This window comes from Micromonospora sp. C31 (genome assembly GCF_018070575.1).
Lineage (GTDB): Bacteria > Actinomycetota > Actinomycetes > Mycobacteriales > Micromonosporaceae > Micromonospora.
In genome coordinates this window covers 96021-107794 of the sequence record NZ_JAGPXN010000015.1, presented here as the reverse complement: position 1 = coordinate 107794, position 11774 = coordinate 96021, and the positions used below count along the sequence as shown (strand labels likewise).

Sequence of the window (11774 nt, the reverse complement as noted above, 5' to 3'; positions counted from 1 at the left end):
TGGTGGCTGAGGTGGGAGTAAGGGTAGGTGTGCCTATTCGTTATCCTCGCCCGCGTTGTCGACCTGACCGTCGCGGGTGACAAGGACAGGTTCGACACCAAGGGCCGCGCTTGCCGCAGTAAGCGCCTGAACTTCAGCTTCAGATTTGGTGATCTCTCGGGCGGAGCACTTCCAGCCGATGATTGACAGCTCATTGGCGCCCCGACCGAGGGCCGTGTCGGCGTAGTCGTCCACCAGGCGGACGGCGACAGAGTCGGTGTGCTCGTGCACTTTTCGAGCAGCAAGGACAAGCTTGCGCTCGTACCCGGACTTGCCTGGGGTCATGTCGTATCCCGGTGGCATTGCCGAATGATCGCCGCTGCGCCAAGCCTCGACCATGTTTGCGATTTGGGGATAATCAGTTAGCAAAGTGATGCGATACAGTGGCACCAGCTTCCGGATCGCCCAGAAGAGCGCTCGTGCCTCCGCTGCCAGCTCGCCAGGCCCATCGAAGCATATCTGGGTCGTGGTTGCGCCGAATCCGTAGTGACCGTTGCTGGCCAAATAACCCCAACCACGCGGGTGGGCGCGGGCGGTCAAGTGCTTTTGGTAGCAGCCCACGGTGGCGACCTCGATCGCACTTCCATGGTCAACCACGAGGTTTCGTAGCTGCTCTTCCCGCATGATTTTGTCGCGCTTGAACAAGGGCATGGACCCGGACTGCATTTCCCGCGGCTTTGCGGGCCGCAGTGGCGCCGGGTGCGCGCACACCTGCCGGGCCTTGAGCGTGGCCCAGGGCTCCGGATGAACCCAGGCTCCGTCCTTCAGCCTGCAGATTACCCGGCACTGCTTGCAGATGTAATTCTCGGTGCTATCGATATCCGGCAAAGTGATGCGCCTATCGCTCGGCCTCAAGTCGTCGCAGCGTAGGCGATGATCGACAGCAAGTGGTGTCACAAATCCGACTTGCTCCCGTAAACCTTCTTCAGGGCAGGTCGAACCACCACAGTGGATGCTGACGTAGCATGCCCCGGGTGATCCGCTCATGAGGCCGACCATCGCCGCCGACACCCTGCGTCGGAACCTCACCCAATACCTGACCACCACCTTCGGCCTGACCGAGGAGGGCGTACGCCAGGGTCTGGAGGGCTTCCTCTCCCACCCGGAGCAGGGCATCTTCCGCGGGCCGTACCTGCGCATCCGCACCCCCTTCCGCACGGCGGCGGACGACTGGCGGGCGGGCCTGGACTGGGCGCCGGCCGACTTCACCCCCTGGTCGCACCAGGCGCGCGCGTTCGCCCGGCTGTCGACCAGGGGCAGGGCGGCCGAGCCGACACTGATCACCACCGGCACCGGCTCCGGCAAGACCGAGTCGTTCCTGATCCCGGTGCTGGACCACTGCCGCCGGCAGCGGCAGCAGGGCCGGGCCGGGATCAAGGCGATCCTGCTCTACCCGATGAACGCCCTGGCCACCGACCAGACGCAGCGCCTCAACGAGATGCTCGCCGATCCGGCGCTCGCCGGCGTCACGGCCGGCCTCTACATCGGGGATGTCGCGAAGATCGAGTACCGGCACGTGTTCACGAAGCGCTCCGAGATGCGGCGCACCCCGCCGGACATCCTGATCACCAACTACAAGATGCTGGACCTGCTGCTCCAGCGCGCCGACGACCTGCCGCTGTGGGAGGGCGCCGCACCGGCGTACGTGGTGCTCGACGAGTTCCACACCTACGACGGCGCGCAGGGCACCGACGTGGCGATGCTGCTGCGCCGCCTCGCCGCCGCGCTCGGGCTCGACGAGCCGGGCCGCCCGCTCGGGCCGATCTGCCCGGTGGCCACCTCCGCGACCCTCGGCGAGGGCGGTGGCCTGGACGGCCGGGTCGCGATCCGCGAGGTCGCCGAGCAGGTCTTCGGTGTCGCCTTCGACGCCGCGTCCCTGGTCGGGGAGGACCGCTACGCCTCCGGCGAGTTCATCAGCCACCAGGACTTCAGCCTGCCGCTGCCCACCCCCGAGCAGATCGTCGCCGTCGACGGCCGCGACCCGCGGCGGATGATGGCCGAGGTGGCCGAGCTGGTGCTCGGCGAGCCGTGCCTGCACGACCCGGCCCGCCTCGGCGAACTGCTGCGGCGCCATCCCCTGACCAAGGCGGTGCTCGACTCGCTCGGCTCGGCGCCGCGCACCCTCGACGAGGTCATCGAGGTGCTGCCCCGCAAGAACGCCACCGGGTGGGGCAGTGCCATGAAGACCCGCCCCGAGATCACCGCGCGGGCCCTCGCCCGCTTCGTCGGCCTGCTGTCGGTGGCCCGCAACCCGGACGACCCCGACCGACCGCTGCTCAACATCGAGACGCACCTGTGGGTCCGGGCCGTCTCCCGGCTGCTGCGCGGCACCTCCCACCAGGCGACCTTCGGCTGGTTCGGCGAGGCGCCCCGCGAGCTGGACCCGTACGCCGCCGAAGCCGACCTCGTGGTGGCCGACACCCGCCACCCGCGGCTGCCGGCCGTGTACTGCCGGCACTGCGGCCGCTCCGGCTGGACGGCGCTGTCGCCGGAGAAGGACCCGCAGGAACTGGAGACCGACCCCGACAAGATCTACCGGGCCAGCGTGGGCCGCGACAAGCGCCGCGTCCGCGCGCTGATCGCCGCGACCGACGACGAGGTACGGCAGCGCCCGGCCGGCCTGCTGGTGCTGGAGTACGGCCGCCGCGTGCGCCCCTTCGACCCGCAGAAGGACCGGGAGCGCAACGACGACGCGATCGTGGTGCTCGGCGACCTCACCGCCATCGACGCGGCGGAGAAGGACCGCTGCCCGTCCTGCGAACTGGACCACGGCATCCGCTTCCTCGGCGCCGGCCTCGCCACCCTCGCCTCGGTGGCGATCACCCAGCTCTTCACCGGCGGCGAACTCGACGAGGCAGAGAAGAAGACCCTGCTGTTCAACGACTCGGTCCAGGACGCCGCGCACCGCGCCGGCTTCGTCGCCAACCGGTCGTACGCCTTCAGCCTGCGGTCCCTGCTCGCCGACCAGCTCGACCCGGGGGAGACGATCGGGCTGGACGACCTCGTCGTCCGGATGGTCGAGGCGGCGGCCGAGCCGGCCGTCCTCTCCACCGTGGTGCCGCCCGACCTGCACGACCAGCCGGGCGTCGACAGCCTGCTCGCCGGCGAACACAACGGCAGCCGGGAGACCTGGACGCTGATCGCCGAACGCCTCGTCTTCGCCACCGTGATGGAGACCGGCCTGCGCTCCCGCCAGGGCCGCACCCTGGAGCTGACCCGTGGCGTGGCCGTCCAGGTCGCCCTCGACGACCCGGCCGCCGCCGCCGCGATCTGCCGGGACGTGCACCTCACGGGTGCCGGTCAGCTCGGGGCCACACCGCCCGACGCCGCCCGCTACCTCGCGTTCGTGCGGGGCCTGCTGGAGCGGTTGCGGGCCCGGGGGGCCGTCTACCACGAGTGGCTGGTGCCGTACCTGCGGCGCGGCGGCACCCGGTGGCAGGTCTGGGGCGGCCGGCCCGCCGGCATGCCGGCGTTCCCGAAGGGGCTGTCCGCGCCCGCGTTCCTGCTGGCGACGCCGAAGACCCGCTCGGAGTTCGACGCGGTCACCGCGCGCGGCAACTGGTACCAGGACTGGACGGCGCGCTGCCTCGGCCTCGACCCCGGCGACACCGCCGGCTACCTTTCCCGGCTGCTGCCGGCCCTGGCCGCCGCCGGGATCGTCGCCGCCGCCGACACCGACGACGGCAACACGGTGTACGGGGTGCTCCCCGGCCACCTGCGGGTCACCCGGCTCACCGACGACGACGCCGTACGCGCCGGTGTCGGCTGCGACACCTGCCACTGGCAGCAGACCGAGCACCCCGACCGGGTCGCCGACTGGACCGGTCAGCCGTGCCGGCAGTACCGCTGCCGCGGTCGGCTGCGCGCCGCCCACGACGACACCGCGCCGGACGACTACTACCGGCGCCTCTACCTGGAGAGCCGCGTCTTCCGGGTGGTGACCGGCGAACACACCGGCATGCTCACCCGCGCCCAGCGGGAGACCGTGGAGAAGCAGTTCCGCGAGGGGCAGCGCTACACCGACCCGAACGTCCTGTCGTGCACGCCCACCCTGGAGATGGGCATCGACATCGGGGCGCTCTCCGCGGTGGTGCTGGCATCGCTGCCCCACGGCCCGGCCAACTACGTGCAGCGGGCCGGCCGCGCCGGCCGCCGCAGCGGCAACGCCCTCGTGCTCACCCTGGTCGGCCGCTCCGATCGCGACCGCTACTACCTGACCGAGCCGAGAGACATGATCGCCGGGCAGATCGTTCCGCCCGGCTGCTTCCTGTCCGCCGTGGAGATCCTGCGCCGCCAGTACCTCGCCCACCTGATCGACGTGGCCGCCCGGGGCCGGCTCGCCGGGGTGCTGCCGATGCCCCGTCGGGCGCACGTCCTGTTCGGCCCGACCGGCTGGCTGACCGCCCTCGCCGAGGCCGGCCAGCGCGACGGCACCCGCCTGGTGGCGCACTTCCTGGCGCTCTTCGGCGACAGCGTCCTGCCGGAGGCCGCCGAGCAGCTGCGGCAGTTCGCGGCCGACGGGGTCGTGCACCGGGCCAAGGAGACCGGCGAGGCATGGGAGGCCCGCCTGTCCGACCTGCGGCGCCGGCTACAGGAGATCGCGACGGCGCGCGGCACCCTGGTGGCCAGCGACCCGGACCACGCTCGCGAGATCAGGATGCTCAAGGCGGAGGAGGGTGCCGTCCGCCGGCGGCTGCGGGACATCGGTGGGGCCGCCGCGCACAGCACCCTGGTCGAATTCGGCCTGCTGCCCAACTACGCGCTCATCGACACCCGCACCGACCTGGAAGCCACCCTCACCTGGGAGGAGCAGCGCGACGGGGACCGCCGCTTCCACAGCGAGCTGCGGGAATACGCCCGCCCCGCCCGGCAGGCCCTGACCGAGATCGCCCCCGGCAACAGCTACTACGTCCGCGGCTACCAGCACGAGATCTCCGGGCTCGACGTCGGCCCGGTCGACCGGCCCGCGTACGAGCAGTGGCGGGTCTGCGCCCAGTGCGGTTACGTCCGTACCCACCTCGCCAAGGAGGACACCAGCGCCTGCCCGCGCTGCGAGGATCGGGGCATCGCCGACCACGGCCGGCTGTTCCAGGTGCTCCAGCCGACCCGCGTGTACAGCCGCGACAAGCGCGACGACGCGCGGATCCGCGACGACAGCGACGACCGGACCCGCCGCTTCTACGCCACCACCACCGCGGTCGACATCGACCCGGCCAAGGTCGAGTCGTCCTGGCGGCACGCCCGCGACACCTTCGGCGTGGACTACAGCCGGCACGCCATGATCCGCCACTTCAACCTCGGCGCGCAGCGCTACGACCGGGCCGCCGACCTGTTCGCCGGCGAAGAGGTGCGGATCAACCGGTTCCACACCTGCACCTCGTGCGGCGGCACCACCGTCGACGGTCTGCCGACGGACAGCCAGCAACTCGCCGCCCAGGCCTCCGGCGCGACCGTCGGGCCGGGTGCCGAGCACCACCGGCCCTGGTGTGCGTACCGGCGCTCGGCGGCCACGCCGGACACCCATGTGGAGCTGATCCTGGCCCACGAGTTGGAGACCGAGGCGCTGCGCATCCTGATCCCCGCCGCGACCGCCCTGGTGCAGGAGCGGCTACAGTCCTTCGCCGCCGCCATCCGGCTCGGCATCGCCGCGAAGTACGGCGGCGAGCCCGCCCACCTCCAGACCGTCGCCGCCACCATGCCGGACGGGCAGAGCGACGGCACCCGCAACTTCGTGGTCGTCTACGACACCCAGCCGCAGGGCACGGGATACCTCCACCGTCTTGCCAGGTCGGACGAGTTCCGTACCGTCCTGGAACTGGCCCGGCAGCGCATCGCCGACTGCGACTGCCGGCACGAGGCGAAGCCGGTGTGTCACCGGTGCCTCCTGCGCCATGCCCGCAACGAACACTTCGCCCTGATGAGCCGCGACGAGGCACTGGGCATGCTGGACAGGCTCCTCGACACCTGGGACGTCCAGGAAGGCACCCGTACCGACGAGATCTCGCTGATCCACCAGGTGGAGAGCGAGCTGGAGTTGCAGTTCCTGACCAAGCTGCTGGCCCTCGGTGAGATCCCGGGATCCGGGCTGCGCATCGAACGGCGTCGGGATCACGACGGTGCCCGGATCGCCGACCTGCGCTTCATCAGCGACGGCGGGCAGAAACTCACCCACTGGCAGATGAAGCTCCAGAACACCGTCCGGGGTACGCGGCCCGACGTGCACTTCACCCGCCTCGACGCACCGTCGCCCGAGGTGGCGGTCTACCTGGACGGGTTCAAGTACCACGCGACCCCCCGGCACAACCGGCTCGCCGACGACGCCGAGAAGCGGGCCCGGCTGCGCGCGCACGGCTACCTGGTCTTCGCCGCCACCTGGGACGACGTCAAGACCTGGGGGAACGCGGAGGAAAGTGGCCGGTGGATGCCCTATGGCGGCGTCTGCAGGCAGGCGGCCCGGGAGAACTACCGCAGGTTCCTGCCCGGTGCGGACCCGGACGAACTCGAGGACACGGTCTGGGCCAACCCCGTCGACCAGCTGATGCGCTTTCTCGCCGACCCGGACCTGACCCGCTGGCAACGGCGGGCCGAAGCGACCGTCTGGGGCATGCTCAAGCAGGCCGAAGCGAACAGCGGCACCGACTCCGGTGGTGTGTCGCAGCGGCTGCTGGCCGCGTTGCGGGCAGAGCCGATGCCGGCGACCACGGCACGCCACATCATGGTCGCCCGGTCCCGGGACAACGCGGACTGCCCGCTGACCGTCGTCGTCGACGGGCGCAGCAGGCCGTTGCCGACCTTCTCGGCGCTCACCGTCATCGACGACCTGCCCGCCGCCGTCGCCGGCGAGGCGCACCGGAAGCGCTGGGCCGCGTGGCTGACCTGGGGCAACGTGATCCAGTTCCTCACCAACGGCGGCGGCGACGCCGGCCAGCTCGCGCTCTCCGCCCTGGACGCCTTCGACCCGGCCTCCATGGCGGTCACCGAAGGCACCGGACTGGCGCTGACGCGGCGTGCCCTGCCGCTGGACGAGGAGACCGCCACCTGGCTCGGCGTCGCGTCCCAGCCGGCAGCGACCCGACCCGACCCGGTCGACGACGAGTCGCCCTGGCGCGAGGTCGTGCAGTACCTGGACCGCGACGAGAGCACGCTGGAACTCCTCGTGCGGCAGCTCGCGCAGCAGAACCTTCCCGCGCCGATCGTCGGCTACGAACTGGGGGACCAGGCGTGGCCCGCCGAGCTCGCCTGGCCCGACCGGCGGATCGCCGTCGTGCTCACCGGCCCGCCCGGCGACCCGGAGGCGGCAGACCGGGACCGGGCGTACGCCGAGGCGGGCTGGCACGCACGGACCGCGCGGGAGTGGTCGGTCGAGGAGTTGGCGGCGCAGCTTGCCGCGAACGGGGGAGAGAGCCGATGAACACCGGAGCCACGCTGAGGATACTGGCCCGCGCCGACAAGGAGGTCATGAAGCTCACCCGCGCCGACATCGGCGCGGTCTACGAGTTCATGCACAAGTTCCGGCACAACCCGGAGAACCCCGGCCTCAGCCTCAAGGCGCTCAACGGCGACTCCCGGCTGATGTCCGCCCGCGTCAACAGGGACTACCGCGCGCTGCTCCTGCACATCGCCGACCGCGACTACCTGCTCGTCGCGGTCAAGCACCGGAGCGAGGTGTACGACGACCTGTCGCGCTACGCGTACCGGATCAACCGGGTCACCGGCGGCATCGAGGTCGTCGACCTGGCGCCGGTCGGCGACAGCATCGTCGGCCGGGTCGTGCCCCCCGAGACCGAGCCGGAGCCCACTCGGAAGCCGCTCTTCGACACCTACACCGACGCGCAGCTACTGGAGTTGGGCGTCTCCGAGCCGCTGCTGCCGCAGATCCGCGAACTTACCGGCGAGACCGAGCTGCTGGAGCTGCTCGACCGGGCACCCCAGCTCACCACCGACGTGCTCTTCGCCCTCTTCGACGGCACGCCCCACGACGAGGTGCTCAGGCAGGTCACCGACCCGGTACGCGCCGACGACCCGGTCGACCCGGACGACTTCGAGGCGGCGGTGCAACGCCCTGCCACGCAGGTCACCTCGGACGACGAGGCGTTGCAGGCGATCATCGGCGAGGCCTTCGAGCGGTGGCAGATCTTCCTGCATCCCACGCAGCGCAAGCTGGTGGAGAAGCAGTACAAGGGCCCGGCCCGCGTCGGTGGCGGGCCCGGCACCGGCAAGACCATCGTCGCGCTGCACCGGGTGGCGCACCTCGCCCGGCAGTTGCCGCCCGGTACGGACCGGCCGGTCCTGCTCACCACCTTCAACCGCAACCTCGCCGCCGACCTGCGCACCCGACTGCTCGCCCTCGGCGGGCAGGAGCTGGTGGCCCGGGTCGACATCGTCAACATCGACCGGCTGGCCAGCCGGGTGGTGGCCGAGGCGAAGGCGGGTGGCAGCCGGCGGGTCGTCGACGACAACCGGGTCGCCGACCTGTGGAGCGAGTTCCTGATCGAGACCGGAGCGTCCGGCTGGGACGCGGAGTTCCTTGCCGCCGAGTGGACCCAGGTGATTCTCGGCCAGGTGCTCAACTCGCGCACCGACTACTTCAAGGCCCGCCGCCCCAACCGCGGTCGCAGCCTCACCCGGGTCGAACGCGACCAGATCTGGCAGCTGACCGAGCGCTTCACCACCTGGCTCGAGGGACAGGGGGTCTGGACCTGGCACCAGGTGGCCCAGCGGGCGGCCCGCCTCGAGATGGACCGGGCCGCGTCCGGCGACAGCGCCCCCGGCGGCGAATCCTCCGGCGGATTCCACCGGCCGCGATACCGGCACGTCGTCGTCGACGAGGCGCAGGACCTCGGTGCCGCGCACTGGAAGATGCTGCGCGCCATGGTCGCGCCCGGCCCGGACGACATGTTCCTCACCGGCGACACCCACCAGCGGATCTACGACAACCACGTCACGCTGAGCAGCCTGGGCGTCAACATCCGCGGCCGCTCGTCCCGGCTGACCCTGAGCTACCGCACCACCCGGCAGATCCTGGCCGACGCCCTTCAGATCATGACGGGCGAGGTGTACGACGACCTGGACGGCGGGGAGGAGGACCTGGCCGGCTACCGGTCGCTGCTGCGCGGAGCACCTCCGGTCTTCCGGGGCGCACCGACCTGGTCGCAGGAACGGGACCTCATCGCCGAGCAACTGCGCGACTGGGGTGGCCCGACCGACGGCTCCGTGGCGATCTGCGTGCCGACGAGGGAATTCGCTGCGGACGTCATCAGCCGGCTGGAGGCGGACGGGGTGCTTGCGGTGGAGATCGGCCCCGACGGCCCGAAGCGGAGCGACGGCGTCCACGTCGGCACCATGCACCGGTTCAAGGGGCTCGAATACCAGCGGATGATCATTGCCGGTGTCAGTGACGGCCTCGTGCCCCGGCAGATGATCAGCCGGTACCGGGACACCGACCCGAAGCGGTACCAGCGTGAGCGCCAGCGGGACCGTTCGCTGCTCTTCGTCGCCGCCACCCGTCCTCGCGACGAACTGGCGGTGTTCTGGCACGGTACGCCCAGCCCGTTCCTCACCAGCCGGCTGGTACAGCGACGACTGACGTGACCGTCGGCGCTGCGGGACGGGGGACGGACCAGATGTCTGCGGGGAGGCGTTCGTGCAGGTGGGGGAGCACATCGGGGGCCGCTACGTGCTGACCTGCCCGATCGGGCGCGGCGGGATGGGTGAGGTCTGGGCCGGTCTCGACGAGCGGCTCGACCGGCCGGTGGCCGTCAAGTTCCTCCGGAAGCTGGAGGTGCCGCAGGACGAGCGGGAGATTGCCGTCAAGCGGTTCCGGCGCGAGGCGAGAGCGACGGCCCGCCTCGAACATCCCGGCGTGCCCGCCGTGCACGACCTCGGTGAGCACGGCGAGGATCTCTACCTCGTCATGCAGCTGATCCGTGGGATCGTCCTCGCCGACCACATCGCCGAACAGGGGCACCTGCCCGTGGCCGAGGCGGCGTCGATCGCCGCGCAGATCTGTTCCGTGCTCTCGGCCGCCCACACCGCGTCCCTCGTGCACCGCGACCTGAAACCCCAGAACGTCATGATCGCGCCGTCAGGCGTGGTGAAGGTCCTGGACTTCGGCGTGGCCGCGCTACTCGGCACGGCCGAGACCTCCCGCCTCACCGCCACCGGCCGCACCCTCGGCACGCCCGCCTACCTCGCCCCTGAGCAGGCCGCGGGCGATCCCGTCGGACCGCCCGCCGACCTCTACGCACTGGGCTGCACCCTCTTCGAGATGCTTGCCGGGAGACCGCCGTACCAGGCCACGAATGCTCCCGACATGCTGCGCCGACACCTGCACTCGCCGATCCCGATCGTCACCGAGCACCGGACGGACGTGCCGGACGACCTGGCCCATCTCCTGTTCTGTCTCCTCGCCAAGGAGCCCACGGAACGGCCGGCGTCGGCCGTCGAGGTCGAGCAGCTCCTGGCGCCCTTCGTGATCGCCGGAGAGAAGCGGCTCGGAGAGTGACTCACGAAACCAGTCGCCGCCACGTCGGATTCCATTCCGCAACACGGTGCGACCCGTTCCTGTAACTGCTCAGCGGTCCACAGGAGAAATTCGGTTCGACTCGGCGCAATCGCGTCGCCAGACGTTGCGCACGCGCTGCCGGGCGTCACAGGATGACGACAGCACGGCGGCCGGGACATTCCCCCGAACCGGCCGCCGTGCTTCCGGCCACACCCTCGCTGAGCAGCCCGGATGCCGTACCGCTGAAGGAAGCTGCGGTGTTCGGGCGGGGTGGGTCCGCTCGTGCGGGGAGGACGGGTGGGCCCACCCCTTCCACGGACAGGAAGGCAGATGGAGTTGAGCATTCGCAATCAGAGGCCGTTTCCGGAGAGCGGCGGCACGACCTACCGCTCTCGCGCGTACCTCAGCCTGTTGCCGTGGCAGGTGCGCGAGCGCCGCTTTCCGCTGACCCGGGTCGGACGCCGCGGCCTGGATCCCGACGACGTCTACGCCTTCCTCGACCGGGTCGCCATCGACATGGCCGAGCTGAACGACGCCCTGGCCACGAGTCGCAGGGAGACCGCGCGGATCAAGCTGGCGCTGCGTACCTGGCAGTCCGACCAGGCCGGCACCGAGCGGGACCGGGTCCGATGACCCGACGGTACGTGATCCACCTGCCGGTCGTCGCCGCCGACCTGCCCGCCGCGCAGCGCTTGGCCCGGGTCGTCGGCCGTTGGATGTCTGTGCTGCCGAGGACCGATCCGGGGGAGATCACCGTCTCCGAGGAGGACCGGCAGTTCCTCCGGTATCGGGTCTTCTGCGATGTGCGGCTGCCCGGCGGCCGGCGCTGCGTGCTCCGCGACGGCCACGACGGCGAGTGCTCCCGCCGCCTGCGTCGGTGAGGGCGGACGAGCGCTGGCTGCGACTGCTCGTCCGCCCTACATGCCAGCGGAAACCAGGCGGCCGGTCCGCCCGTCGAAGTACTCGACGGGGCACCTACCTGAGAGTTCGGCGGCGAGACGCCGGGCCAGCTCGTGCCCGGCGGCGTAGAAGTCCGCCTCCTGGCCTGCGTCCGGGAATCCGGACGAGGCTGGATCATCCCGATCCAACGTGCCGTCGTATGTCTGTGCCCATTGCAACAGCGCCGACGCCAGTCCATCCGAGATCGACAGCTCGGCGGGATCGACGTTGTCGACGCCGGCGGATCCAGTCAGCCACGTCGGGTAACACTCGTAATCCGCCATCACACGCA

At 70.9% G+C, this 11774-nt stretch carries 7 protein-coding genes; 5 read left to right on the top strand and 2 right to left on the bottom strand.

Features of this window, described 5'->3' with window-relative positions; genetic code table 11:
• Positions 1 to 33: 33 nt before the first annotated feature.
• Positions 34 to 690, bottom strand: coding sequence for a hypothetical protein (locus KBX06_RS20000; protein WP_210837341.1), 657 nt, complete (start codon positions 688 to 690; stop codon positions 34 to 36).
• A gap of 334 nt (positions 691 to 1024) precedes the next feature.
• On the opposite strand from KBX06_RS20000, the gene KBX06_RS19995 reads away from it, so the two are divergent.
• The 5 genes from KBX06_RS19995 to KBX06_RS19975 all read left to right on the top strand — a co-directional run bounded on the left by KBX06_RS19995 (position 1025) and on the right by KBX06_RS19975 (position 11424).
• Positions 1025 to 7450 carry a DEAD/DEAH box helicase gene (locus KBX06_RS19995; protein WP_210837339.1) on the top strand — a complete coding sequence of 2142 codons (6426 nt, stop codon included), beginning with the start codon at positions 1025 to 1027 and terminating at the stop codon, positions 7448 to 7450.
• Positions 7447 to 9630 (top strand): UvrD-helicase domain-containing protein, encoded by a 2184-nt coding sequence (locus KBX06_RS19990; protein WP_210837331.1) that lies wholly within the window; start codon positions 7447 to 7449, stop codon positions 9628 to 9630. The genes KBX06_RS19995 and KBX06_RS19990 overlap by 4 nt, the downstream gene beginning before the upstream one ends.
• 52 nt (positions 9631 to 9682) lie before the next feature.
• Complete coding sequence (locus KBX06_RS19985) at positions 9683 to 10543, top strand: serine/threonine-protein kinase (RefSeq protein ID WP_307854689.1); 861 nt, start codon at positions 9683 to 9685, stop codon at positions 10541 to 10543.
• A 330-nt stretch (positions 10544 to 10873) separates the two neighbouring features.
• Positions 10874 to 11176: a DivIVA domain-containing protein gene (locus KBX06_RS19980; RefSeq protein WP_210837329.1), complete on the top strand. Its 303-nt coding sequence runs from the start codon at positions 10874 to 10876 to the stop codon at positions 11174 to 11176.
• A complete protein-coding gene (locus KBX06_RS19975; protein ID WP_210837327.1) occupies positions 11173 to 11424 on the top strand; it encodes a hypothetical protein in 252 nt (83 codons plus the stop codon). The genes KBX06_RS19980 and KBX06_RS19975 overlap by 4 nt, the downstream gene beginning before the upstream one ends.
• Positions 11425 to 11460: 36 nt before the next feature.
• Here KBX06_RS19975 and KBX06_RS19970 read toward each other — a convergent pair whose 3' ends face one another.
• Positions 11461 to 11766 carry a hypothetical protein gene (locus KBX06_RS19970; RefSeq protein WP_210837325.1) on the bottom strand — a complete coding sequence of 102 codons (306 nt, stop codon included), beginning with the start codon at positions 11764 to 11766 and terminating at the stop codon, positions 11461 to 11463.
• Between the last annotated feature and the right edge of the window lie 8 nt (positions 11767 to 11774).